The organism is Micromonospora sp. NPDC047134, from assembly GCF_040643455.1.
Classification (GTDB): domain Bacteria; phylum Actinomycetota; class Actinomycetes; order Mycobacteriales; family Micromonosporaceae; genus Micromonospora.
On sequence record NZ_JBEYUI010000004.1, the window covers coordinates 1 to 24,208 of the forward strand.

General features: G+C 70.5%; 22 protein-coding genes. 5 read left to right on the forward strand and 17 right to left on the reverse strand.

The features are described 5' to 3' along the window. Positions 1 to 252, forward strand: a 252-nt coding sequence (locus ABZ795_RS07330; RefSeq protein ID WP_357529690.1) for a transposase, incomplete at its 5' end; no start/stop codon positions are given. A gap of 129 nt (positions 253 to 381) precedes the next feature. Here the strand turns inward: ABZ795_RS07330 and ABZ795_RS07335 are convergent. The 10 genes from ABZ795_RS07335 to ABZ795_RS07380 form a co-directional block, all read right to left on the reverse strand. Next, complete coding sequence (locus ABZ795_RS07335; RefSeq protein ID WP_327025088.1) at positions 382 to 975, reverse strand: nucleotidyltransferase family protein; 594 nt, start codon at positions 973 to 975, stop codon at positions 382 to 384. A 257-nt stretch (positions 976 to 1,232) separates the two neighbouring features. Then, positions 1,233 to 2,894 (reverse strand): bifunctional 3'-5' exonuclease/DNA polymerase, encoded by a 1,662-nt coding sequence (locus ABZ795_RS07340; protein WP_357529862.1) that lies wholly within the window; start codon positions 2,892 to 2,894, stop codon positions 1,233 to 1,235. 83 nt (positions 2,895 to 2,977) lie between these two features. Continuing rightward, the gene (locus ABZ795_RS07345; RefSeq protein ID WP_357529691.1) at positions 2,978 to 3,367 is read right to left on the reverse strand and encodes a hypothetical protein; all 390 of its coding nucleotides are present in this window, start codon (positions 3,365 to 3,367) and stop codon (positions 2,978 to 2,980) included. A gap of 26 nt (positions 3,368 to 3,393) precedes the next feature. Continuing rightward, positions 3,394 to 3,774, reverse strand: a complete 381-nt coding sequence (locus tag ABZ795_RS07350; RefSeq protein ID WP_357529692.1) for a hypothetical protein — start codon at positions 3,772 to 3,774, stop codon at positions 3,394 to 3,396. 224 nt (positions 3,775 to 3,998) lie between these two features. After that, complete coding sequence (locus tag ABZ795_RS07355) at positions 3,999 to 4,952, reverse strand: carbohydrate ABC transporter permease (RefSeq protein ID WP_357529693.1); 954 nt, start codon at positions 4,950 to 4,952, stop codon at positions 3,999 to 4,001. Between the two features lie 13 nt (positions 4,953 to 4,965). Further along, entirely contained in the window at positions 4,966 to 5,907 is a 942-nt protein-coding gene (locus ABZ795_RS07360) for a sugar ABC transporter permease (protein ID WP_357529694.1), read from the reverse strand. Between the two features lie 29 nt (positions 5,908 to 5,936). Beyond that, positions 5,937 to 7,340 carry an N-acetylglucosamine/diacetylchitobiose ABC transporter substrate-binding protein gene (ngcE, locus tag ABZ795_RS07365; RefSeq protein ID WP_357529695.1) on the reverse strand — a complete coding sequence of 468 codons (1,404 nt, stop codon included), beginning with the start codon at positions 7,338 to 7,340 and terminating at the stop codon, positions 5,937 to 5,939. Between the two features lie 60 nt (positions 7,341 to 7,400). Continuing rightward, a complete protein-coding gene (locus tag ABZ795_RS07370; protein WP_327025076.1) occupies positions 7,401 to 8,363 on the reverse strand; it encodes a MurR/RpiR family transcriptional regulator in 963 nt (320 codons plus the stop codon). A 387-nt stretch (positions 8,364 to 8,750) separates the two neighbouring features. Further along, positions 8,751 to 9,194: a hypothetical protein gene (locus tag ABZ795_RS07375; RefSeq protein WP_357529696.1), complete on the reverse strand. Its 444-nt coding sequence runs from the start codon at positions 9,192 to 9,194 to the stop codon at positions 8,751 to 8,753. 35 nt (positions 9,195 to 9,229) lie between these two features. Continuing rightward, the gene (locus tag ABZ795_RS07380; protein WP_327025074.1) at positions 9,230 to 9,385 is read right to left on the reverse strand and encodes a hypothetical protein; all 156 of its coding nucleotides are present in this window, start codon (positions 9,383 to 9,385) and stop codon (positions 9,230 to 9,232) included. Positions 9,386 to 9,563: 178 nt separating this feature from the next. Between ABZ795_RS07380 and ABZ795_RS07385 the strand changes: the two genes are divergently transcribed. Then, positions 9,564 to 12,020, forward strand: coding sequence for a tetratricopeptide repeat protein (locus ABZ795_RS07385; protein ID WP_357529697.1), 2,457 nt, complete (start codon positions 9,564 to 9,566; stop codon positions 12,018 to 12,020). Continuing rightward, on the forward strand, positions 12,020 to 13,549 hold the full coding sequence (locus ABZ795_RS07390) for an acyltransferase (RefSeq protein WP_357529698.1): 1,530 nt from the start codon (positions 12,020 to 12,022) through the stop codon (positions 13,547 to 13,549). Before ABZ795_RS07385 ends, ABZ795_RS07390 begins: the two co-directional genes overlap by 1 nt. On the opposite strand, the gene ABZ795_RS07395 is transcribed toward ABZ795_RS07390, so the two are convergent. The 3 genes from ABZ795_RS07395 to murD form a co-directional block, all read right to left on the reverse strand. Continuing rightward, the gene (locus tag ABZ795_RS07395; RefSeq protein WP_357529699.1) at positions 13,521 to 15,011 is read right to left on the reverse strand and encodes a CoA-acylating methylmalonate-semialdehyde dehydrogenase; all 1,491 of its coding nucleotides are present in this window, start codon (positions 15,009 to 15,011) and stop codon (positions 13,521 to 13,523) included. The two genes, ABZ795_RS07390 and ABZ795_RS07395, sit on opposite strands and share 29 nt — an antisense overlap. A gap of 118 nt (positions 15,012 to 15,129) precedes the next feature. Further along, on the reverse strand, positions 15,130 to 16,437 hold the full coding sequence (locus tag ABZ795_RS07400) for an aspartate aminotransferase family protein (protein ID WP_357529700.1): 1,308 nt from the start codon (positions 16,435 to 16,437) through the stop codon (positions 15,130 to 15,132). A gap of 308 nt (positions 16,438 to 16,745) precedes the next feature. After that, complete coding sequence (gene murD, locus ABZ795_RS07405) at positions 16,746 to 18,101, reverse strand: UDP-N-acetylmuramoyl-L-alanine--D-glutamate ligase (protein ID WP_357529701.1); 1,356 nt, start codon at positions 18,099 to 18,101, stop codon at positions 16,746 to 16,748. A gap of 89 nt (positions 18,102 to 18,190) precedes the next feature. Between murD and ABZ795_RS07410 the strand changes: the two genes are divergently transcribed. Next, positions 18,191 to 19,546 (forward strand): hypothetical protein, encoded by a 1,356-nt coding sequence (locus ABZ795_RS07410; RefSeq protein ID WP_357529702.1) that lies wholly within the window; start codon positions 18,191 to 18,193, stop codon positions 19,544 to 19,546. 117 nt (positions 19,547 to 19,663) lie between these two features. Continuing rightward, positions 19,664 to 20,071, forward strand: coding sequence for a RidA family protein (locus ABZ795_RS07415; protein ID WP_357529703.1), 408 nt, complete (start codon positions 19,664 to 19,666; stop codon positions 20,069 to 20,071). Between the two features lie 55 nt (positions 20,072 to 20,126). On the opposite strand, the gene ABZ795_RS07420 is transcribed toward ABZ795_RS07415, so the two are convergent. The 4 genes from ABZ795_RS07420 to ABZ795_RS07435 all read right to left on the reverse strand — a co-directional run bounded on the left by ABZ795_RS07420 (position 20,127) and on the right by ABZ795_RS07435 (position 24,054). Next, positions 20,127 to 20,513, reverse strand: a complete 387-nt coding sequence (locus ABZ795_RS07420; protein WP_357529704.1) for a helix-turn-helix domain-containing protein — start codon at positions 20,511 to 20,513, stop codon at positions 20,127 to 20,129. Positions 20,514 to 20,566: 53 nt separating this feature from the next. Next, a complete protein-coding gene (locus ABZ795_RS07425) occupies positions 20,567 to 22,360 on the reverse strand; it encodes a PucR family transcriptional regulator ligand-binding domain-containing protein (RefSeq protein WP_357529705.1) in 1,794 nt (597 codons plus the stop codon). A gap of 41 nt (positions 22,361 to 22,401) precedes the next feature. Continuing rightward, entirely contained in the window at positions 22,402 to 23,205 is an 804-nt protein-coding gene (locus ABZ795_RS07430) for an RNA methyltransferase (RefSeq protein ID WP_327025067.1), read from the reverse strand. A gap of 135 nt (positions 23,206 to 23,340) precedes the next feature. Further along, positions 23,341 to 24,054: a hypothetical protein gene (locus tag ABZ795_RS07435; RefSeq protein ID WP_357529706.1), complete on the reverse strand. Its 714-nt coding sequence runs from the start codon at positions 24,052 to 24,054 to the stop codon at positions 23,341 to 23,343. Positions 24,055 to 24,208 lie beyond the last annotated feature (154 nt).

Sequence of the window (24,208 nt, forward strand, 5' to 3'; positions counted from 1 at the left end):
TCACTCGCCGGCGCCAACCCCGTCCCCGCCAGCTCCGGACGCATCGTCCGCCACCGCCTCAACCGAGGCGGCGACCGCACCCTCAACGCCGCCCTGCACACCATCGCCAAAGCCCGACAACGATGCCACCAACCCACCAAGGACTACATCAACCGCCGCACCCTCGAAGGCCGCACCCCCACCGAGATCACCCGCAGCCTCAAACGCTACATAGCCCGCCAAATCTGGCGCACCCTCGAAGCCACCGCTTGACAAAAACCTTCACAGATCTTGCACTTTTCGTCGCGGCAAAAGCCGCATAGTCGGTCTTTTTGGTGACCAGAAGTGCAAGATCGACGGCGCTGGGGCGGGGTGGGGAGCGAGGGAGGGAGGAGGGTGGGGTCAGGCGGGGATGCGTTGTTCGGGGACGGAGAGGCCGTAGAGGGCCATGAGTTCGGGGGTGTCGACGCGGCTGCCGTCGGCTACGGTGTCGCAGGCGATGTCGACGATCTGGTCCTTGTGGGCCAGCAGATAGGGGCGGGCCCCGACATCGGCGCTGGCCAGGGTCGCGATGCCGGCCCAGTGACGGCGGCCGAACAGCATGGGGTAGCCGCGCAGGCCGTTGTAGGTGGCGCAGACCAGCACGTCGGGGAAGGGCAGGGCGGTCACCCGGCGAACCGCGGCGGCGGTCAACCCGGGCATGTCGACCGGCACCACCACCACCGCCTCGATCCCGTCGTCGTCGAGCCCGGCCAGGCCGGCTCGGATCGACGAGCCGACCCCGGTGCCCCAGGCCCGGTTGACCACCACGGTGACGCGGTCCAGGTCAGCGGTCTCGCGGACCTGGTCGGCCGCGGCACCGAGAACGACCACGATGGGCCGGCAGCCCGCCTCGGTCAGCGTGTCGATCATCTGGTCGACCAGGGGCTTGCCGCCCTGGTGCAGCAGGGCTTCCGGGCCGCCGATGCGGCGACCACCCCCCGCAGCGATGATCATTCCTGCGATCCGGTTCAGAGCCGAGCTCCCTCCAGAGTGGAACCGGCAGGCACTGCGGCACTGCCCGTCCCGTCCGACGCACACCGTGAGCAACGATCGCGCCCTGTGGAGAGTGGCGGGCAAATCACATAAATCAGACACCCCTGGGCAAGGAAGGGCACCTCAGCAACGGGAAGGACCCTTTGTTGACAAGCCCCAGATGCTCACCGGGTTGGTGTTGCGGGCCACCGGCAGCCGGCCGGTCGCCTCGGCCAGACTCAGGCCGCGTCGGCGTAGGACTCGACGATCGACAGGTCCAGCGGGAAGCGCACCGGGGTGTCGCCGAACAGCAGGGCGGTGGCCCGCCGACCGGCCCGCTGGACCGCCTCGGCCACCGCCTCGGCCTGCTCGGCCGGGCAGTGCACGATCACCTCGTCGTGCTGGAAGAAGACCAGCTCGGCCTCGGTGCCGGCCAGCTCGCCGCGCAGCACCGCCAGCAGGGTCGAGGCCCACTCGGCGGCGGTGGCCTGGATGACGAAGTTGCGGGTGAACCGGCCCCGGGACCGCGCCGCCCGGGCCCGGGGCGACTGCGGGTCGCCGGCCGCGTCCGGATCGACCGGCCCCTCGTCGGTGGCGAAACCCGCCGTGCCCGGCGGGCAGGTCCGCCCCAGCCAGGAGCGCACCAACCCGCCGGCCTCACCGGTACGCGCCGCCGCCTCGACGTACCCGAAGGCCGTCGGGTAGTTGCGCCGCAACACCGCCAGGGCCGGTACGGCCGCCCCGCCGGTCTGCCCGTACATCGCCCCTAGCAGGGCCAGCTTCGCCCGCCCCCGGTCGCCGCCGAAGGCGTCCCGCGCCAGGGCCGCGTAGAGGTCCCCGGTGGCCCCTGCCCGTGCCAGCCCGCCGTCACCGGAGACGGCCGCCAGCACCCGGGGCTCCAACTGCCCGGCGTCGGCCACCACGAACCGCCAACCCGGATCGGCCACCACAGCCCGGCGGATCACCTTCGGGATCTGCAACGCACCCCCGCCCCGGGTGGCCCACCGACCGGACACCACCCCGGCGGGCACGTACTCCGGTTGGAAGCGGCCGTCGCGGACCCAGGCGTCCCGCCAGGCCCAGCCGTGCGCGGTCCAGATCCGGTACAGCTCCTTGTACTCCAGCACCAGCGGCACCGCCGGATGGTCGACCCCGCGCAGCACCCAGGACCGGGTGTTGGGCAGGTCGATGCCGGCACGGGAGAAGGCCCGCAGCAGCTCCGCCGGGGAATCGGCATGCAACTGGCGTACGCCGAAGGCCTCCGCGATCCGGGCGGCCAGTTCGGCCAGGCGACGCGGCGGGCCACCCACCGGGGAGGGCTCTCCCAGCAGCTCGGTGAGGATGCTGTCGTGCACGTCGGCCCGCCAGGGCAGCCCGGCCGCCCCCATCTCGGCGGCGATCAGCACCCCGGCCGACTCGGCGGCCACCAGCAGACGAAAGCGACCGGGATGCCCGGTGGCCGCGATGCGGTCGAGTTGGTCGGCGTACACCCGGGTCAACGCGGTGATGTCGGGACCCGGCGGCCCGGGCACGGCCTCGAAGAGTGCGGCCTGCCCGGCCCCGGGTGGGGCGGCGGCCCGCGGCGGCGGATCGGGTGGCACCGGTGCGCCGGTCAGCCGGGCCCAGGCCGCCGCCAGGGAACGCGGTTCACCCCAGCGGCCGGCGTAGCCGAGCAGCAGGGACTCGGTCAGTTCGACGTCGTGGCAGCGCTCGACCCGGACCCCGGCGCGCAGCAGGCCGGGGTAGAGGGTCGCGCCGGAGGCCCAGACCCAGCGGGGCCGGTCCTGGGCCTCCCGCGCGGCGACGGCGGTGGCGAGGTCGGTGACGGGCTCGGGCGGACCGGCGCACCGCCCGTCGACGCGCAGCGGGCACAGCACGCCCGCACCGCCCTCCCCCGCCACCACCGCGACCAGCACACCCCCATCCTGCCCGGACCCACCGACACCCTCGGGGCGCCTCGGTCCGTCCGGGCAGTGCTACGGGATCACCACACGCAGGGCTGGGTGTGGACCTTCACACTCGTCACGATTCCGGGCCAGTACGTGTCCTGCCCGTTGCCGGGGGTCAGGCAGATGGTAAAGGGGCCCCACGGGGAGTCATGCTGCCAGCGGAAGGTGACGTCGACGTTGCGGGAGGTGTTGTTGTAGAACAGGTATCCCGGGATCTCGCCGGACCAGTCGGTGTTGGTCGTCAGGGCCGGCGTCATCCATTCGTTCCATTCGGGCCAGAGGCAGAACACGCCCTGCGGGCAGTTCCCGGACGGCCACATTCCGTCTGACGCCTGGGCGGTTGCCGCCGAGGCGGGAGGGGCGGCGACCAGCACGCCTGCGACAGCCGCGGCGACAGCGAGGGACTTGAGCATGGTCTTGAGCATGATTCACCTACTTCTCGTTGTGGGATTCACCGGCAGTTGCGCGTGTGGAAGACCACCTTCGTCACGGTCATCGGCACGTACAGGTCCGCGTCGCCAGGGGTGGCGCAGAAGGTGCCGGCGTAGGTCGTCCCCGGCAGGTGCCAGTCGATGTCGACGTTGCGGGAGGTGTAGTTGTAGAAGTTGAACACCGTGACGCTGCCGGACCAGTCGGTGGTGGTCACCAGGGAGGGAGTCGCGGTGGGGCCCTCCGGCGGGTGGTCCCAGTTGGGCCAGCCGCAGAACGTGCCCGGCACGCAGTTGCCGGGCAGATATCTTCCCCACCCCGACTCGGCGGTTGCCGCCGAGGCGGGAGGGGCCGCGACCAGCACGCCTGCGACGGCCGCGGCGGCAGCGAAGAGCTTGAGCATCCTTCACCTGCTTTCCGTGAGACAAGTATCGATGCCTGTCGAACTTACTCGTTAAGATATTGACGAGTCAAGCACCTGATGTCGGTTCGCTCACCCAGGGAGGAGCGTGACGACGGGGCTACGAAACCGTTACGGCGCAATGGCGGGATCCGCGCGAGCGGGATACCACCATGGCGCCGAAACGGAGTTGATCAACCGGATGAGCCGGCTGCGCGCGGGTCTCGTTACTTGCTGACCCCGGCGGTGAGGCCGGACTGCACCTGGCGCTGGAAGACGATGTAGACGATCAGCACCGGCAGCATCGCCATGGTGACCCCGGCGAACAGGCCGGACCAGTCGGAGCGGTAGCCCTGGTTGACGGAGAGTTCGATCAGGCCCTGGGAGATGACCTGCTTCTTCGGTTCGTCCGCCACCGACTGCATCAGCAGGGTCGGCAGGTACCACTGGTTCCACTGCCCGAGGACGTTGAAGATGCCGATGCTGATCAGGCCCGGCTTGGCCATCGGCAGCATGACGCTGAAGAACAACCGGCTGTGGGAGGCCCCGTCGACCATGGCCGCCTCGGCGATCGCGTTCGGCAACGTACGGAAGAAGGAGTGCATGAAGAAGACCGTGAACGCCAACGACCAGGCCACGTAGACCAGGATCAGCATGAAGTAGCTGTTCGGGCCGAGGAAGGGCAGGGTCACCCCCATGTTGTAGACGCCCTTGAACAGCGGCACCGCGGCCAGGTAGACCGGCAGGGTCAGCCCGGACAGGAACATGTAGTAGATCAAGCGGTTGCCGGGGAACTCGTAGCGAGCCAGCACGTACGCAGCCATCGAGCCGAGCAGCATGGTGAGGAAGACGCTTCCGGTCAGCACCAGCACGGTGTTGAGGAAGAACGAACCGATCTGCCCCTCGGTCCAGGCCCGGGCGAAGTTGTCCCACTGCAACGTCTCCGGGAACAGCGACAGCGGCTTGCGGATGACCTCCGAGTCGGTCTTGAGCGCCGACATGATCACCCACAGCAGCGGGTAGACCACCATGATCGCCCAGACGGCCAGGAAGAGATGCGAGAAGCCGTTGAAGATCTTCGCCCCGGCGCGGCTGCCGTCGACGGCGGCGCGTGGGCCCGGCGTACGGTCCGAGGGTGGGGCCTGCCCGGGCCCGGCCGGAGGGTGGGTCACCGTGCTCATCGTCGGTGTCTCCTCAGTACTCGATGCGCTCACGACGGGTGATCCGTAGCTGCAACGCAGCCAGCAGGATCGTGAAGATCGCCAGGGCCACCGCGATCGCGCAGGCGTAGCCGAACTGGCCCCGCTGGAAGGCGTTGAAGTTGATCACCGAGGCGAAGATCTCGCTGGCGTGGTTCGGGCCGCCCTGGCTGGGGGTCATGATGTAGACCAGCGCGAACATGTCCAGCGCGATGAAGCCCAGATACACCCAGGCCACCGAGACGGTGTCCCGCAGCAGGGGCAGGGTGATCCGGAAGAAGGTGTGGAAGCGACCCGCGCCGTCGAGGAGGGCCGCCTCGTAGATGTCCTTCGGAATGGACTGCATGGCCGCGGAGAACAGCACCATGTAGAAGCCGGCCCCGCTCCAGACCGCGATCACCAGCAGCCACCACAACACCGCCGGTACGCCGAGGAAGGGCTCCGGGTCGTACACGAAGGTGATCGGGTCGTTCTCGTCGACCAGACCGATCTTCATCAGTACGCCGTTGATCAGGCCCTGGCCGTCCGCGCGGTAGATCTGTTGCCACATCACCGCGATGACGACCAGGGACAGCACCTGCGGGAAGAAGAAGATCACCTTGTACAGGCCGGAGCCGAACACCCCCCGGATGCCGGCCTTGTCCTCGCGTCCGCCCACATTGAGCAGGAACGCCAGGAACAGGGCCAGCGCGATGGTGAACAGCGGCACGGTGACCAGGAAGAAGACGTTGTGCCAGAACGCCTTCCTGATCAGCTCGTCGGAGAACAGCCGGAGGTAGTTCTCCAGCCCGACGAACTGTTGCCGGTCGGAGTAGCCGCCCCAGTCGGTCAGCGAGTACCCGGCCGCCTGGAGGAAGGGCCACACCACGTAGAAGAGGTACAGCCCGACCGGCAGCGCCAGGAAACCCGTGACGAAACGCCCCACACCGTGCCGCATCGCCGCTCACTTCCTCGTTCGGTCGGGGGTCAGGCGTCGCGGGTCTGCTTGGTGATCGACGAGTCCTTGGCCACCTTGTCCGCGGCGGCCTGCATCTTGTCGACGAACTGCGCGGCGGTGATCCGACCGGCCATCAACTCCTGGGAGAGGTTCTGGCTCTCCTTGTCCAGGTCGGCGTAGAAGTTCCAGAACTTCACCGAGACCAGGTCCTTCGGCGCGTTCTTCATCAGCTCGTTGGCGCTGGCCAGCGCCGAGTCCTGGACCTTGTCCCCGGAGCCCACGGTCGAGGCCAGGGACTTGGTCAGCTCGGCGAACTTCGCCGAACCGGCCTTGGAGAGCACCGCCCGCAGGAACTCCTTGGCCGCTGCCTTGTTCGGCGCCTTGCTCGGCACCACGATGCCCTCACCGGCACCGGCGTACACGTCGTTGGGGGCCTTGTCGGTGGCGCCCAGACCCCAGTAGTCGGAGATCTTCATCTCGAAGCCGGGCGGAATGGTCGCCGCCATCTCGTTCTTCAGCCAGGTGCCGACCTGGATGAAGGCCGCCTTGCCGTCCAGCCAGGCCTGCTGGGACTGGGTGTGGTCCAGCCGGCCGGGCAGCAGCAGCTTGTCCTTGACCAGCTTCTCCCACTGCTCCAGCGCGGGCAGCACCCCCTCGGCCCGCCAGGCGTTCTCCTTGAGGTTGTCGATGTCGATGACCGCCTGCTTGCCGGCCGACTTCCAGATGGTGGCCATCAGCGCCCAGCGCGGGTAGTAACCGTGCACGGCGTCGTAGACGTACGGTGCGATGCCCTTGGCCTTGATCTTCGGGGCCAGGGCGAAGAACTCGTCGAAGGTCTTCGGCGGCGCCCAGCCCTCCTTGCTGAACAGGGCGTCGTTGTACCAGTTGCCCCAGACGGTGTAGGCGACGTTGACCACGTAGAACTTGCCCTGGAAGGTGCCGTCGGCCACGGTGCCCGGCAGCAGGGTGTCCGCCACCGTCCCCGGGCTGTCCCAGGCCGGGGCGGCGAGCAGGTCGTCCAGCGGCTCGATGGCGCCCTCGTTGACCAGGGTGCTGACGTCCATCATGTCGGCGCCGGAGTTCATCACGACGTCGCTGGGGGTGGTCGCCATCTTCGGCTGCTCTTCGGTCTTGATCTTCTGGGTGGAGCTCATGTTGACCGTGACGTTGGCGTGCTTGGCGCTGAAGATCGCCTGGTCTTCCTTCGCCCACTGGTCACCGAGACCGCCGTTGAAGATGACCACCTTCACGGCGCTGTTCTCCTGCACCCCGAAGGGGTTGTCGTCGCTCTTCTCCCCGGCGTTGTCGTTACTCGGGCTGGGCGTGCTGCCGGCGCAGGCGCTGAGCAGGCCGGCGGCGGGGGTCACCAGGAGACCCGCGGCCGCCGCGCGGCGCAGCAGGGTCCGGCGGTCGAGTTCGGGGTTGACGGACATTCTTCGGCGCTCCTTGTGGTGTCGGGTCAGATGGGCGGTGAGGCGGCCTGGCGTCGTGGTTCAGGTGGCGGCCGCGCGCGCGGCCTTGTGCCCGTCGACGGCCTGGGCGGTACGCCGGAAGGCCGCGTGGGCACGGTCATGGGTCCGTTGGGCCACCGCGATGTAGAGCAGGTCCAACACGACCAGTTGCGGATGCCGGGCCGACAGGGCGTCCGGCCGGAAGGTGGTGGCCTGGCTGGCGGTGAGCAGCACGATGTCGGCCAACTCGGCCAGTGGGGAACGGCGGAACCCGGTCAGCGCGATCGTGGTGGCCCCCCGGCTGCCGCCCTCGGCGAGCATCTCGATGGCCTCCCGGGTCTGACCGCTGTGCGAGATGCCCAACGCGACATCGCCGGGCCGCAGCAGGGCGGCGGCGGCGAGTCCGGAGTGCACGTCGTTCCACGCCCAGGCGGCCACCCCGATGCGGTGCAGGCTGAACTGCATCTCCTCCCCGACCAGGGCGCTGCCGCTGGCGCCGAAGATGTTGACCCGGCTGGCCCCGGCGATCGCGACCGCGGCCCGTTCCACCTCGGCGAGGTCGAGCAGCGCGGCGGTGTCGTGCATGGCCCGGGTGTCGGCGGCGATGATCTGCTCCAACACCCGTTCCAGGGGGTCGCCCGGTTGGATCTCACGTCCGATGTCGACGCTCCACCCGGCCGAGCGGGCCCGGCCGGTCTCGGCGGCGATGCCCAACCGCAGGTCGGCGTAGCCCTCGAAGCCCATCGCCCGGCAGAAGCGGGTCACCGTGGCCGGTGAGGTGCCGCTGCGTTCGGCCAGCTCCACGATGGTCGCCCGGGCCGCCGCCGCCGGGTCACTGAGCACGTGTTCGGCGACCCGCCGCAGCGCCCCGGTCAACTCGTCGGCGCCGGTCCGGACCCGGGCCAGTATCCCGTCGGACGCCACTCCCAGGGCGTCCCGCCGGTCGATCCCGTCGACGTCGGCCACCGCGGCGCCCGCGGAGGTGTCCGCCTCGTGATCAACCATGGGAAGCCTTTCGGAAAAGACTGTTAACTGTTAGTGGTAAAAGTTCTTACTGAAAGCCCCTCCATGTCAAGACCGTGGGCGAAGTTTTCAAACTGTTACCAGTCGCGCAGCTCCGACCACCCCACCACCGGCCACCACGGCGCCGCCATGACCAGCACGAACGTTGATAAGTAGATAAATATCGATACCTCAGCCGCCTCCTGATCAACGCCGTGGCCCGCCCTCCGGATCGGAGGGCGGGCCACTTTGGGAGTTGTGGAGTGTTCTGGCACGATCATGTGGCGGTACCGGGCGTCGTAGCAGCGCGACTGGCAGTGGCCTGGACCAACCTCGGTGCGGCGGGGCCGGACTGCCGGAACTCCGCCTCAGGCACGTGCCGCTGCAGTGCTAGCCGTCAATGCTGCGAAAGGTGCTGGGCTGGCAGTTGTAGCCCTGGTAGTCGGAAGGTCCGTTGGCCTCGCAGATCACCATTCTGACCTCGTCCCCCGCGTAGACCTGAACCGGATCCCAGATGATCGACGTGCCGGAGCCGCCACCGTTGTACTTGGTGCCCCTCTGGACGCCATTGAGATACACGTACGCCAAGACCCCGTCACCGTTGGCGCACGTGTCCCTCACGATGAAGTAGTCGTCATTCATTCCACCACCGGGCGCTCCCTCGCCGTAGTCGACGAAGTCAAGGCGGCCGGCCTGGCAACCCTTGAAGCTGTCCCAGGTGGTCACGTAGTGGTCGTCGTTGGCAGCGGCGGCCGGCGAGCCGGTGGCGACCAGGACGCCGACGGCCACCGCGAACACCACTGGCAGCTTCAAGGCAAGATGCTGGATCTTCATGTGAAGCCCCTTCAGCGGTCGGGTCGGGTCACCAACTAGCCCGGGTAGTCCCACCCCTGGATGGTGGCGACGTCGTCCGGGTATTCCCAGCCCGCACCCACGGCGGCAGCGGACGCCGACGCGGCGGGCAGGATCAGCGCGGCGGACGCCATCAGGCCGGCGGCGGCCAGCATCAGCAGCTTTCGTTTCATCGCTTTTCCTCTCGTCGATTTCTCCCCGGCGTGCCGATTCCCGAATTCACCAAGCCAATTCGGATCCCCCGAACCCGGCACACCACTTCTGGATCCCAGACTGCCAGCCGGCGAGCGCGATACCGCCACCGTTGGACGTCCATGGACGATGCTGGACATCGGGTGCGACGATGCGGCTGTGACCAACAGCCATGCCGGTTCTTCCACGGCTGATTCAGGCGAGCCGGAGCAGGAGTTGTTGGCGGAGCTGAACCGGCTGCGGATCCGCGCCGCCCGGTCCCGAGGCAAGGCTCGGCTCTCCCTCCAGGACCTGGCTGCGGCCACCGGCGTCCCCCGGAGCAGCCTGGCCAACTACCTCAACGGCAACAGTGTGATGCCGATGGATGTACTCGACCGGCTGCTGCTCGCCCTCGGTGTGACACCGGCTCAGGCGGGCGCGTGGGCCACCCGATGGGAACGGGTGGTCGGCGAACGCCTCGCGACCGGCGGACCACACCGTACCGCCGCACCGGACACCGACCGGCGGGTGGCGGATCCGGCAGGACCCGCGCTGCCCGGCACCGGACCGCAGGCGGATCCGGCCACGGACCGCCCGCAACCGGCATTGCCGGTGCCCGCCCAACTCCCGGCGGCCCTCGGCGCCTTCAGCGGACGGCGGGAACTGCTGGCGGAACTCGACGGGCTGCGCGCCGACCTGGACGCCACCACCACTGCCCCGGTCATCGCGGTCGTCACCGGGACCGCCGGCGTGGGTAAGACGACAATGGTCATCCATTGGGCACAACGAATGCGGGAACATTTCCCGGACGGTCAGCTCCACGTCAACCTGCGGGGATTCGACCGAAGGGCACCGGTCCCGCCCAGTGACGCGATCCGCCACTTCCTGGACGCCTTCGAGGTGCCCCGAATGCGGATTCCGGGCGATCTGGAGGCACAGATCAATCTGTTCCGCAGCCTGCTGACCGGCCGCCGGTTGCTGATGGTGCTGGACAATGCCCGCGATGCCGACCAGGTTCGCCCGTTGTTGCCCGGCTCGGCCGGTTGCCTGGTCCTGGTGACCAGTCGCAGCCAACTGCCCGGCCTCGTCGCCGCAGAGGGTGCCCGACCGATCGCGGTGCCGCTGCTGGATCGGATGGAGTCGAGGACCCTGCTGGGCCGCCGGATCGGAGCCCGACGGATGGCGGCCGAACCCGACGCGGTCGACGAACTCATCGACAGGTGTGCCGGCCTACCGCTGGCCATCGCCGTGGTGGCCGCCCGGGCCGCGACCCACCCGCACTTCCCGCTGGCCGCCGTGACCGCTGAGCTGCGGGACGCACCACGGCGACTCGACCCGCTGGCGGGAACGGATTCGCGCGTTGACGTGCGAGCCGCCCTCAGCTGCTCGTACCAGCAGGTGAGCGAGCCGGCCGCACGTCTGTTCCGCCTGTGCGGGCTGTTCCCGGGGCCGGACATCGGGGTCGCCGCCCTGGCCAGCCTCGCCGCGGCGACCGTGGTCGAGGTCCGGGCGTCCCTGGCCGAACTGGTCCAGGCCCACCTGGTCACCGAACATCGGCCGGGTCGGTTCACCTGCCACGACCTGCTGCGCGCGTACGCCGAGGAACTGGCCGAGGCGGAGCCGGCCCAGTGGCGGCGGGCAGCCACCCGGCGTCTCCTCGACCACTACCTGCACAGCGCGCACGACGCCGAACTGCTGTTGCAGCCGCCCCGGGGCCCGATCTCGCTCGCCACCGCCGCACCCGGGGTGGTCCCGGAGGGGTTCACCCACCGCGAGTCGGCACTCGCCTGGTTCGCCGCCGAACACGCCGTACTCGTCGCCGCCGTCGACCTCGCGGCCGGTTCGGGCCATGACACCCACGCCTGGCAACTCGCCGCCGCCCTGGTGAGCTTCCTCGACCTGCGCGGCCACTGGCACGACTGGACCAGCACCCAACACATCGCCCTGTCCGCCGCCCGTCGGCTCGGTGACCCGGCGGCGGAGGCTCACACCCACCGCTTCCTCGGTGGGGCCGCCACCCGGCTCGGCCGCTACGGCGACGCCCGGGAACACCAGCAGCGGGCGCTGCATCTGTTCGAGGGGCTGGACGACGCGCTTCATCAGGCGTTCACCCACCGAAGTCTGGGGTGGATCGCCGACCAGGCCGATGACCATCAGACGGCGTTACGCAACGACCTACGGGCATTGGAGCTGTTCCGCCGAGCTGGGCACCGCATCGGCGAGGCCAAGACGCTCAACTCGGTGGGCTGGTGCCATGCCCAGCTCGGCGACCACCGCGCGGCGGTCGCGTACTGCGAACAGGCTTTGGCGATGCTCAACGAACTCGGCGACGTGGACGGGGCCGCCGTCACTCACGACAGCCTGGGCTACGTGCACCGCATGCTCGGCGAGTACGACCGGGCCGCCGAGCTTTACCATCGCACGCGGGAACTGTACGCCTCCCTCGGCGACCGGCACGGCGAGGCGACGGCGGACACGAATCTCGGCGACACGCTGTACGAGGCCGGCGAACACGAGGGTGCCGCCGTCGCGTGGCGGCGCGCGCTTGCCGTGTTCGACGACATCGACGACCAGAAGGCCATGCAGATTCGGGCCAGCCTGGGCAACATCGCCTCGACTGGGCATACCCTCGGTTGATGCGCCGCCTGGCCGCACTCGCCGCGAGGACACCGGCCGACCGTGAGCGCTACCTGGATCTGCTTCGGGCCCTGGCGATCCTCATGGTCGTGCTCGGTCACTGGGCGATCGCCACCATCTCCTACGACCGGCATGGACAGCCCGACGGCCATTCGGCCCTGCCGTCGCTGCCGTGGGCCTATCCGCTGACCTGGCTGGTCCAGGTGATGCCGGTGTTTTTCCTGGTGGGCGGGTACGCCAACGCCGCCGCGCTGACGGCACACCGCAACCGGGGTGGTGAGGTCAGCAGCTGGTTGCTCGGACGTAGCGCTCGGCTGCTGCGCCCGACCACCGCGCTGGTACTGGTGCTCGCCGGCAGCGCGCTGATCGCCCGGCTGGTCGGAGCCGAGGCGAGCCTGGTCCGTACGGTCATCTGGTTCGCCACCATCCCGCTGTGGTTCCTCGCCGCCTACCTGGCGGTGGTGCCGCTGACCCCGCTCATGTACGCGCTGCACCGCCGCTTCGGGCTGGTCGTGCCGGTGGCGTTGGCGGCCCTGGTGGCCCTGGGCGACGCAGGACGCGCGTTCGGTCCGGCCGAACTGGCCCTGGCCAACTACCTGCTCGGCTGGCTCGCCGTCCACCAGCTCGGTTTCGCCTGGTACGACGCCCGACATGGCGACTGCCGACCATCCTCGCCCGGGCGCGAACCGCCAGCCGCGGCGGCGGACCGGAGTCCACCACGCCGAGGACTGCGCACCCGATGTCTACCGATGTCGCCTCGGGCCGCCCTGGTGATGCTCGCGGCCGGACTCACCGTGGCGGTGCTGCTCACCGGCCCCGGACCGTACCCGGTGAGCATGATCAACTTGCCGGGTCAGCGGCTGGACAACGCCGCGCCGCCCAGCGTGGCACTGCTCGCCGTGGCCACCGCCCAACTCGGACTCATCCTGCTGCTGCGTGAACCCGCCGAACGCTGGCTGCGCCGCAGCCGCCCGTGGCAGGCGGTGATCGCGGTCAACGCGGTCGTACTCACGGTCTTCCTCTGGCACCTCAGCGCGGTGATCCTGCTGGTGGGCGGGCTCGACGGGCTCGGTCTGCTGCCCACCCCGGCCGCCGGCACGCGAGCCTGGTTCGCCTGGCGGCTGCCCTGGCTGCTGATGCTGAGCGCGGTGCTGGCCGTACTGGTGACGATCTTCGGCCCGATCGAGGCCCGCACCGGCCGCTCGACGGCGAGCCGGCACCATTCCACCGACCAGCCGGCCACCGACCGGCAACACCCCGCCGACCGGCCGGCCGCCGGCCAGCGGCAGCCCGATCATCGACAGGGCGGGGTCGACCGGCCGCGGGGAGACGGACGGCCGACCCCGTGGTGGACAGTTGCACTCGCCGTCGCCGGATACGGCGCCGTCGTGTACGCCATGGCAGCCAACAGCGTCGCCCCGAAGGCCGCACCGGAACCCCTGGGCCTGCCGGTGACCGCCCTGGTGGCGTACCTGGTCGGGGCGGGCACCCTGCGACTGCTCAGGTCTGGGTGGGGAACCCCAGGTTGACCCCGCCGTGGCGGGGGTCCAGCCAGCGGCTGGTGACCACCTTGCCCCGGGTGAAGAAGGCGACCCCGTCCGGGCCGTGGGCGTGCAGGTCCCCGAAGAGGGAGGACTTCCAGCCGCCGAACGAGTAGTACGCCATCGGCACCGGGATCGGCACGTTGACGCCGACCATGCCGACCTCCACCTCGTGCTGGTAGCGCCGGGCGGCCCCGCCGTCGTTGGTGAAGATCGCCGTGCCGTTGCCGTACGGGTTGGCGTTGACCAGGGCCACGGCCTCGTCGTACGAGCCGACCCGCAGCACCGACAGCACCGGCCCGAAGATCTCGTCCGTGTAGATCGACATGTCCGGGGTCACGTGGTCGAACAGGGTCGGGCCCAGCCAGAAGCCGTCCGGGTCGCCGTCCGGGGTCACCTCGCGGCCGTCGACCACCGGCACCGCCCCGGCGGCCACCCCGGCCTCCACGTAGGAGCGCACCCTCTCGGCGTGGGCGGCGGTGACCAGCGGACCCATGTCGCAGCCACGCCGCCCGTCACCGGTACGCAGGCCGGCCATCCGCCGGGCTATCCGCGCCACCAACTCGTCCGCGATCGGCTCCACCGCCACCAGGGCGGAGATCGCCATGCACCGCTCCCCCGCCGAGCCGAACCCGGCGTTGACGGCCGCGTCGGCGGCCAGGTCCAGATCGGCGTCGGGCAGCACCACCATGTGGTTCTTCGCCCCGCCGAGGGCCTGCACCCGCTTCCCGGCCATGGTGGCGCGCTGGTAGACGTACCGGGCCACCGGGGTGGAGCCGACGAACGAGACCGCCTTGACCGCCGGATGTTCCAGCAGCGCGTCGACGGCCTCCTTGTCGCCGTTGACGACATTGAGCACCCCGTCGGGCAGGCCGGCTTCGGCGAACCATTCGGCCAGCAGCAGGGCCGCGCTGGGGTCCTTCTCGCTCGGCTTGAGCACCACGGCGTTGCCGGCGGCCACCGCCACCGGCACGAACCACAGCGGCACCATCACCGGAAAGTTGAAGGGGCTGATCACCGCGACCACCCCGAGGGGCTGGCGCAGACTGTACGAGTCGACCTCGGTGGAGACGTTCTCGCTGAACCCGCCGCGCAGGGCCGAGGGGATGCCGCAGGCGTACTCGATGACCTCCAGGCCGCGTTGCACCTCCCCGGCGGCGTCGGCTAGCACCTTGCCGTGCTCGGCGGTGATCACCTCGGCGAGCTGGTCGCGGCGGGCGTGCACCAGCTCCCGGAAGGCGAACAGCACCGCGGTCCGCTTGGCCAGGGAGGCGTCCCGCCAGGCGCGGGCCGCCCGCTCGGCGGACTCCACCGCTACCGCGACGTCCGTGGCGCTGGCCAGCTCCACCTGAGCGGTACGCCGACCGGTGGCCGGGTCGAAGACCTCACTGCGCCGTCCCGAGCTGCCGCCGACCCGCTTGCCGTCGATGAAGTGCCCGATGAGGTTCACGCTGAACAACCTTTCGTTCGCGACTGCGGGGCTCGCAAACCCGGCTCACTCCTCGCGCTCACGGGTGCCGCCTTCGTTCGCGACTGCGGGGCTCGCAGAACCGGCTCACTCCTCGCGCTCACGGGGTCACCGCCTCGGCGGCGCCGGAGCGGATCGCCTCGACCAGGATGGCCAGGCCCTCCCGGGCCTCCTGGTCGGTCAGGGTCAGCGGCGGCCCCATCCGCAGCACGTTGCCGTGCAGCCCGCCCTTGCCGACCAGCAGGCCACCGGCCCGGCACCCCTCGAAGACTCGGGCGGCCAGGGCGGGGTCCGGCTCGGTGGTGCCCGGTCGGACGAACTCGACACCGAGCATCAGGCCCTTTCCGCGTACCTCGGCGACGCAGTCGAGGTCGCCCACGGCGGCGCGTAGGCCCTCGACGAGGATCGCGCCGGTGCGGGCCGCGTTGGCCTGCAGGTCGTGGTCGAGCAGGTAGTCCAGGACCGCGTTGCCGGCGGCGGTGGAGATCGGGTTGCCGCCGAAGGTGGAGAAGCTGATCGCCGGTACCGCCTCCATCACCTCGGCCCGGCCGACCACCCCGGCCAGGGCGAAGCCGTTGCCGATGCCCTTGGCGAAGGTGAGCAGGTCCGGGGTGACCCCGTGGGCCTGGTAGCCCCAGAAGTGCTCCCCGGTACGCCCCCAACCGGTCTGTACCTCGTCGGAGATCAGCAGGATGCCGTGCTCGTCCAGGACCTTCTTCCAGGCGGCGAAGAGACCGTCCGGGCCGTGCACGAAGCCGCCGACCCCCTGGATCGGCTCGGCCAGCAGACAGGCCACGTCTCCGCTTGTCTGGGTGGCCAGCACCTCCCGCAGGTCCTCCACGGCGGCGTCGATCCGGTCGGCCTCCGGCAGCCGGGACAGCAGGCCGCGCAGCCGCTCACCGGAGTGCAGCCAGGCCACCTGGAGGGGGTTGAGCTGGCTGGCCGACCAGCCCCGGTTGCCGGTGATGCCCATCGTCGCGTACGACCGGCCGTGGTAGCTGTTGCGGACCGCGAGGACCTGGTGGGAGCGGCGGTGGTTGGTGGCCATCAGCAGGGCGGCCTCGTTGGCCTCGGTGCCGGAGTTGGTGAAGAAGACCCGGGCGTCCGGGATGCCGGAGAGTCGGGCGATCTTCTCGGCCAGTTCGACCTGCTGGCGGATCAGGTAGAGCGTCGAGGTGTGCACGATCCCGGTGGTCAGTTGCCGCTGCACCGCCTCCCGAATCTCGGCGATGTCGTACCCGATCATGTTGGTCAGCACCCCGCCGAAGAAGTCCAGGTAGGTGCGGCCCTGGGCGTCGGTGACCCGGCGGCCCTCGCCGGAGACGATTTCGATCGGCTCGGCGTAGTAGAGCGGCATCCAGGACGGGAGTACGGCCCGGTGCCGGGCCAGCAGGTCATCGGCGGTCATCGTCGCACCCTCTCGGTTCGCGGTAACCGCACGCTTCCACCACGATCACTACCCCGACAAGAGCCAAGGTGTCGCGGATGCCCCACCCGCCCTGACACAACGTCAACGCTTTCCGCACCCATCTGCCCGCACCCCCACGCTTCCCACACCCAAACCCACCCCCCACCCACGCTTTCCGCACCCCACCCCTCCCCCTCCCCTTCGGCGTTGATCATGAGGTTAGCGGCAGTGAATCAGGACAAAACGCACGGCTAACCTCATGATCAACCAGGGCAAGGGCCGGAGGCCCGGGGGTGGGGGTGAGGGGGTCAGGGGTGGGTGGGGGTGGTGGTTTGGATGGCTTGGGCGAAGACTTCGGAGCGGTGTTCGAAGTTGCGGAAGCGGCCGTAGCTGGGGGCGGCCGGGGAGAGGAGGACGACGCCGTTGGGTGGGGTCAGCTGGCGGGCCAGGTGGACGGCTTCGGTGAGGTCGTCCACCAGTTCGGTACGCACTTTGGGGAGGCCGGTCAGGGTTTGGATGATGCGGGGGCCGCTGTCCGGGATGCCGATGACGGTCAACTCCCGCTCGGCCAGGTGCTCCCGCAGGGGGGTGTAGTCGACGCCTCGGTCGTTGCCGCCGACGATCACGGTCAACGGGCGGCCGTCGTACGCGTCGATGGCGTGCATGGCGGCGTACGGGCTGGTGGCCAGGGTGTCGTCGACGAAGGTCAGGCCGGAGGGGTCGACGATCTCGGTCAGCCGGTGGGCCAGGCCCTGAAACTCGGCCACCGCCACCGCCAGGGCGTCCTTGCGCCCGACGATGTCCACCCCCAGGGCGTCGAGCACCGCCAGGGCCACGCAGAGGTTGCCCTCGTTGTGCCGCCCGACCAGCGGCAGTACCGCCCGGGGGAACAGCGGCCGGTCGACCAGGTGGAACCAGGGTGTGCCGTCCGGCCCTCCGGCCACGTTCACCGAGTCGGCCGCGCCGGCCCGGATGACGGCCCGGTCGCCCAACTCGACCGCCAGTCGGGGGTCCGCGCCGTTGACCACCACGGTCTGCGGCCCGTACTGCAGCAGGTTGAGCTTGTCCCGGTAGTACTCCCGTTCGCCGCCGTGGGCGTCCAGGTGCTCCGGGAACAGGGCGGTGACCACGGCGACCCGGGGCGAGTCGGTCAGGTCGCTGCACTGGTAGCTGGACAGCTCCAGCACGTACAGCTCCGCCTCCGGCAGGTCCAGGGTCGGTACCCCGATGTTGCCGCCGAAGACGTTGGGGCGGTCCATCGCGTTCAGCAGGTGACTGATCAGGCTGGAGGTGGTGCTCTTGCCCTTGCTGCCGGTCACCCCCACGGTGCGTGCCGCGTGGTCGGCCATCCACAGGGCGGTGCCCTGGGTGATCGTGGCGCCCCGGCGGCGCAGCTCCACCAGCCAGGGATGGGTCTGCGGCACCCCCGGCGAGCGGACCACCACCTCGGCGGCGGCCAGCCGCTCGAAGCCCTCCTCGCCGGTGACCAGCGGGGCGGCCTCGGCCAGGGGCCCCTCCCAGGGCAGGGTGAGGAAGTTGGCGCTGTCGTCCACGGCGACCAGCTCCGCCGGCCCGTGGGCGGCGATCGCGATCACGGCGGCCCGGCCCTCCCGGCCGGCCCCCCAGACGGCGACGGAACGTCCGCGCAGGTCAGACAGGCGCACAGCTTCTCCTCGAGGGCGACGGCGGTGGAGCAGGGACACGGTACGGCGGAGCCGGGCACGGCCGGACGAACCAGGGCCTAGTATGGCGTGTGCCCAACACGCAACTGGCGCGGATGGACGCGTTCACCTTCCCGTCCTACTCGATCGACCTCTCCACCGGTGAGGCGCTGTTCGACTACGCGCTGACCGGCCCGGACGGCGAACAGCGGTTCACCGAGGTGATCACGCTGCCGGTGCCCGAGCAGTCCCCCTCGGATGCGGCCGTGGCGGCCCTCGGCCGGGTGCTGGAGCTGCTGCACGTGGTGGCCGGGGTCAGCTACTACAAGGCCGCCGCGCCGGGGCAGATCGTGCTGCCGGCGCCGCTCGGCCCGGCCGCCGCCGAGTTCGTCACCGCCGTCTACAGCAAGGGCCTGGCGGAGTACGCCTACCGCAACCAGCTGCCGTACGTGCTGGAGTTGACCCCGCAGATCCCGCCCGGCCGGGTGCGCCCGCCCGCCGAGTACGACAACTCCGACCGGCGTCCGTTGTCGGCGGTCGGTGGTGGCAAGGACTCCATCGTCAGTCTGGAGGCGCTGCGTCGGGCCGGTCTGGACCCGGTGCCCTTCTCGGTCAACCCGAACCATGTGATCAAGGCGGTGAACGTCGCCTCCGGGCTCCCCGCGCTGGCGGCGCGGCGCCGCCTGGATCCGGTGTTGTTCGAGCTGAACGCGGCCGGGGCCCGCAACGGGCACATCCCGGTCACCGCGATCAACTCGCTGATCGCGGTCGCCACGGCGGTGCTGCACGGTCTGGGCCCGGTGGTGATGTCCAACGAGCGTTCGGCGTCGGACCCGAACCTGATCTGGAACGGTCACGAGATCAACCACCAGTGGTCGAAGGGGGTGGAGGCCGAGGGGCTGCTGCGGGGAGCCCTGGCCGAGCACGCCGGGTTGACCGAGCCGTACTTCTCGCTGCTGCGTCCGCTGTCGGAGCTGCACATCGCCCGGCTGTTCGCCACCATCGACCGGTACGACGACGTGGTGACCAGTTGCAACGCCGCCTTCAAGCTGCGGGACGCCAGCGAACGCTGGTGCCGTGACTGCCCGAAGTGCCGGTTCGTCTTCCTGGCCCTGGCCCCGTTCATGTCCCGGGAGCGGATCACCCACATCTTCGGTGGTGACCTGCTCGCCGACCCCACCCAGATCCCGGGTTACCGGGAACTACTCGGGGTGGACGGGCACAAGCCCTTCGAGTGTGTCGGTGAGGTGGAGGAGTCCGTGGTGGCGTTGAGCCTGCTGGCCCAGCAGCCGCACTGGCGGGACACTCCGGTGGTGACCGCCCTGGTCGCGGCCGTCCCGGACAGCGCCTGGGCCACCGCCGCCACCTCCGACACCTTCACCCCGGGCGGCGGCCCCTCTTACGTCCCGCCGCTCTACGCCAAGGCCCTGCACTCCCTCACCGAGTGAGCGCCGCACGGTCACCGAAAGGTGCCCTGGTTTCGAAAAAGTGCCTTCTTCCCAGGTAGCCGCCACTCTCTTATGGTTCCTGAGTAACCATTGGAGAGCTAGAGGAGGCACTTCGTCATGGCTGTGACACTGGTGAACCCCAGCGGGCTGCCGGAGATCGACGTGTACCGGCAGGTGTCGGTGGCGACCGGGTCGAGGATCGTGCACGTCGCCGGGCAGGTCGCCTGGGACGCCGAGGGTCGCACGGTCGGCGAGGGGGATCTCGCCGCGCAGGTCGAGCAGTGCTACCTCAACGTCGGCACGGCCCTGGCCGGGGTCGGGGCCGGCTTCGCCGACGTGGTGAAGTTGACCGTGCATGTCGTCGACTGGACCCCGGATCGGATGCCCGCGCTGCTGGAGGGCATCGCCCGGGCGGCGGCGAAGCTGGGGGTCACTCCGGCCGCGCCGGCCTCACTGTTCGGGGTGGCGGCCCTGGACGTACCGGAGCATCTGGTGGAGGTCGAGGCGACCGCCGTCCTCGACTGACCGGCAGCGGTCCCGGCCACGGCAGCGGCCCCGGCCCGGGAGCGGGCCGGGGCCGTCAGTCGGCGTCGAATCGGTGGCGGGAGGCCTCGATGTGGCCCAGGTAGCGCTGGGTCCAGGTGCACATGCCGTCGACCACCCCGCGCAGCGACTCCCCGGCCTCGGTCAGGGTGTACTCGACCCGGGGCGGCACGGTGGGGTACACCTGCCGCTCGACCAGGCCGTTGCGCTCCAGCATGCGCAGGTTCTGGGTGAGCATCTTGTGACTGATGCCGCCGATGACGTCCCGCAGTTCGCTGAAGCGCATGGTGCGCTGCCCCAGGAACTCGATGATCAGGAAGGCCCACTTGTTCGCCACGTCGGAGAAGATCTCCCGGGCCAGCGAGTCCGCCCGGGCGAGATCGGCCTCCGGGGGCAGCTGACTGATCTCCGTTCTTGTTCCCACCTGGCCACTCTCCATCAGTGCCCGGGTTACCGCAAGAGAGTGTGGGCGGTGTGTCAGGGGGCGCGGATGGCGTCCAGGGCCAGCAGGGCGACATGCAGGGAGAGGCAGGTGTCGACCGAGTCCAGGTCGGCGTCGAGGATGCGACTGATCCGGGCCAGCCGTTCGTAGAAGGCCGGCCGGGACAGGTGCGCCGCGGTGGCCGCCGCCGACTTGTTCCGCCCCTGCTCCAGGTACGCCCGCAGGGTGCCGAGCAGGTGCTCCCGGGGATGCCGGGCGTCGTACGCCAGCAGGGCACCCAGCTCGCGTTCGACGAAGGTCTGCAGGCGCGGCTCGTCGCGCAGCAGGTGCAGCAGCCCGGCGAGCCCGACATGCGGCAGCCGGAAGATCGGCAGGTCCCGCCGGTCCCGCCGGGCCGCCTCGGCTACCTGCCGGGCCTCCATCAGGGAGCGACCGGCCTCCCGCAGGCTGCCCACCCCTGAGCCGGCCGCGATGACCAGGCCCCCGCTGCCGGGGCGGCGCGGCTCGGGTAGGCGGAGGTCGGGGCGGGCGCGTCGCAGGGCGGCGGCGAAGGCCGTCAGGGCCCGCTCCTCCGCCGCCGGGTCGGCCAGGGCCAGCAGCACCCCGACCGCCTGGTCGTCCATGGCGCTGGTCAGGCCGGTCAGGTTCGCCTCGCGCAGCGCCTGCCCGACCGTCTCGGCCAGGTCCCGCAGTCGGCCCGCCCCGGCATCGGCACCGGCCGACCCGGGCTCACCGGCCGGTTCGGTCGATGGGCCGTACTCCCCGGTCGGGTCGTCGCCGCGCGGCCGGACCACCACCCCGACCAGGTGCCGACGGTCCAGCACCAGCCCCAGCGCCCGGGCCCGCAGGGCCACCTCGTCGACCGGCCGGGTGCGGTCCATCAGGGCGGTGAGCAGGGTGCGGTGGATCTGCCGTACCCACCCTTCGGTGTCCCGGCGGATCAGTCGGCCCAGGGCCAGGGTGGACGCGGCCCGTTCCACCAGGATGGTCAGCCGGGTCGGCGGCACGGCCGGGCCGGGCCTCGGGTCCTCCGCCCCGTCCGGGTCACCCTCCCCCGGCCCGTCGACCTCGACGCCACCCGGGCCGCTGAGGTGGACGCCGCCCGGCCAGCGCAGCAGCAGCCGACCCCAGTCCTCGCCCCGGGCGCCGACCATGGTGACCAGCCAGCCGCTGTCCGGGTCGTACGCCGTACGCCCGGTGGGTCGGATCCGTCGGGAGTGTTGCTCCCATCCGTCCAGCAGCAGTTCGGCGTTCTCCCCCGCCGGGTCGTAGGCGAGCACCTGGCGGGACAGGTTCTCCAGCACCACCGGGCAGCCGGACAGTTCGGCGGCCTGCCGGATCACCTCGTCCGGTTCGGCGCCCTCCACGGACAGGTCGGTGAACCGCTGGTGGATCTCCTCGGTGGCCCGCAACTCGGCTAGCTGGGCGTCCACGATCAGGGCGTGCACCGCCTCGGTGATCCGCACGAAGGGGGTGGCCCGGCGCAGTTCCACCAGGGGCAGGCCGTGTCGTCCGGCGGCGGCGGCCATCACCCTGGGTACCCCGGTCAGGTAGCGGCGGCCCAGTTCCACCACCAGTCCGGAGACCCCTACCCCGGCCAGGTCGGCGATGAAGGCCCGCAGTCCGGCGTCGTCGACCGGCAACCCGATGCCGGTGGTGAGCACCAGTTCACCACCGCCCAGCAGGGTGGCGATGTCGGGTACCTCGGCCACGTGCACCCAGCGCACCGGTCGGTCCAAACCCACCTCTCCGGCTACCAGACGCGGGGCGCCACGGCGGACCGGGTCCAGGGCCAGGACCTCGCGTACGGTGGGGAACACCCGCGACACGTTACAGTCCGTGATTTGCCCGCCGATAACCGCAGGTCAGGTCAGAGGGGATCGTCGCGGCCGAGTTCCCAGCAGGCCACCGCGGTGGCGGCGGCGACATTCAACGAGTCGACACCGCGCCGCATCGGGATGACCACCCGCACGTCGCTGGCTTGCATCGCCGCCGTGGTCAGCCCGGCCCCCTCGGCACCCAGCAGCAGCGCGGCCCGGGCCCGCTGAGCCGGGGTCAGTCGCTGGATGGGCACCGCATCCGGGGCCGGGGTCATCGCCAGCACGGTGAAACCGGCGTCGCGTACCTGGGCCAGCGCGGTCGGCCAGGGGTCCAGTTTCGCGTACGGCACCGCGAACACCTCCCCCATGCTGACCCGTACGCTGCGCCGGTAGAGGGGGTCGGCGCAGGACGGTGAGAGCAGCACGGCGTCCACCCCGAGCGCGGCGACCGCCCGGAAGATCGCGCCCAGATTGGTGTGATTGTTGACGTCTTCGAGGATGACCGCCCGGCGGGCGGTGGCCAGCACCTCGGCGGCCTCGGGCAGTGGTTTGCGCCGGAAGGAGGCGAGCACTCCCCGGTGCACATGGAAGCCGGTGGCCTCCCGCAGCACCTCCGGGGTGGCGGCGTACACCGGGGCCTCGCCGGTGTCCAGGTCGGCTAGCTGGTCCACCCGCTTGGCGTCGACCAGGTACGACCGGGCCGGGTAGCCGGCCCGCAGGGCCCGGCGCAGCACCAACTCCCCCTCGGCGATGAACAGCCCATGCGGGGGCTCCCAGCGGGTACGCAACTCCACGTCGGTCAGCGCGCGATAGTCGGCGATCCGCTCGTCGTCCGGCTCGGTGATCAGCTCCACCAGCCCGAGTGTAAGGAAGGGCCCCTTCCTAACGTCTGCGGTAGAGCAGGGGTCCCCTGTTAACAAGCAGCAGTCAGCCGCCGAGACGCGGCTCTGCCACAGCTGGATATGATCGGCCCAGTGTGCTGACCGCGATCAGGACAGCAGGGCCGGCCGCAGTTCCCCGCCGAGATTGATCCCACCTACCACCCGATCAGCGGCGGGGTCGTACACGTTGGTGGTGTTGTTGCGGCGCATCAGTTCCCGGACCGACTGCGGCAACGGCGGCGGATCCGGCCACGCCGCGTTGATCTGCTGCGCGGCAGAGATCAGCCGCAGGACCAGCTCGGCCCCGTTGGTGTCCGGCCGGACCCGGCCGTACTCCCAACCGGTGGTGACGAGGTCGAACAGCTCGAAGACCGAGGCCAGGACCGGGGCGGGGTCGGTGATCTTCACGACCCGCGACGCCCGGTCGCCGATCACCGTGACCGCCGCGGCCACCTGCACGTACGGATGCAGGCCGCCCGGCGCATCGAACAGCGGCCACCGCAAGGCCCGCCCGGCTTCCCGCCACAGCGGACGATAGTTGCGCCGGTCGACCACCAGCCGGTAACCGTTACGCCGGTACAGGTCGGCGGCCTGAGCCTGGAGATCCGAGTGGGCCGCCTCGGCGACCTCACGCACGATCCGGATGGCTACCAGCAGACCGTCCTCGTCGTCCAGCAGCTGCGTGATCGCCTTGACCTGGTCGTGGAGGCCGACCTGGACGCGGATGCCGAACCGGTGCCGTACCTCTTCTAGCAGTGCCTCCTGTCGACCCGGATCGTGCTCGACCCGCCGCCCACCCAGCACACGCTGGAGCCACCCCATACAGCCTCGCTCCGCAGCCGTCTCAAGACGCGGCAATGTTAGCGTGCCGCCCCCCAGTGGACGGCCCCGGCACGACGCCCGCGCCCCAGCAGCGCCGACGCGCGCCGTATCGACGAAACGGCGGGGTCCGCGAGGGCCGGCGATCGCCGTTACG

Coding starts and splice junctions, on each gene's coding strand:
- ABZ795_RS07370 (WP_327025076.1), bottom strand. CDS start 8,363: ATGGTTGATCACGAGGCGGACACCTCCGCGGGCGCCGCGGTGGCCGAC.
- ABZ795_RS07360 (WP_357529694.1), bottom strand. CDS start 5,907: ATGCGGCACGGTGTGGGGCGTTTCGTCACGGGTTTCCTGGCGCTGCCG.
- ABZ795_RS07375 (WP_357529696.1), bottom strand. CDS start 9,194: ATGAAGATCCAGCATCTTGCCTTGAAGCTGCCAGTGGTGTTCGCGGTG.
- ngcE (WP_357529695.1), bottom strand. CDS start 7,340: ATGTCCGTCAACCCCGAACTCGACCGCCGGACCCTGCTGCGCCGCGCG.
- ABZ795_RS07435 (WP_357529706.1), bottom strand. CDS start 24,054: ATGGGGTGGCTCCAGCGTGTGCTGGGTGGGCGGCGGGTCGAGCACGAT.
- ABZ795_RS07390 (WP_357529698.1), top strand. CDS start 12,020: ATGCGCCGCCTGGCCGCACTCGCCGCGAGGACACCGGCCGACCGTGAG.
- ABZ795_RS07380 (WP_327025074.1), bottom strand. CDS start 9,385: ATGAAACGAAAGCTGCTGATGCTGGCCGCCGCCGGCCTGATGGCGTCC.
- ABZ795_RS07400 (WP_357529700.1), bottom strand. CDS start 16,437: ATGACCGCCGATGACCTGCTGGCCCGGCACCGGGCCGTACTCCCGTCC.
- ABZ795_RS07415 (WP_357529703.1), top strand. CDS start 19,664: ATGGCTGTGACACTGGTGAACCCCAGCGGGCTGCCGGAGATCGACGTG.
- ABZ795_RS07355 (WP_357529693.1), bottom strand. CDS start 4,952: ATGAGCACGGTGACCCACCCTCCGGCCGGGCCCGGGCAGGCCCCACCC.
- ABZ795_RS07335 (WP_327025088.1), bottom strand. CDS start 975: ATGATCATCGCTGCGGGGGGTGGTCGCCGCATCGGCGGCCCGGAAGCC.
- ABZ795_RS07350 (WP_357529692.1), bottom strand. CDS start 3,774: ATGCTCAAGCTCTTCGCTGCCGCCGCGGCCGTCGCAGGCGTGCTGGTC.
- ABZ795_RS07345 (WP_357529691.1), bottom strand. CDS start 3,367: ATGCTCAAGACCATGCTCAAGTCCCTCGCTGTCGCCGCGGCTGTCGCA.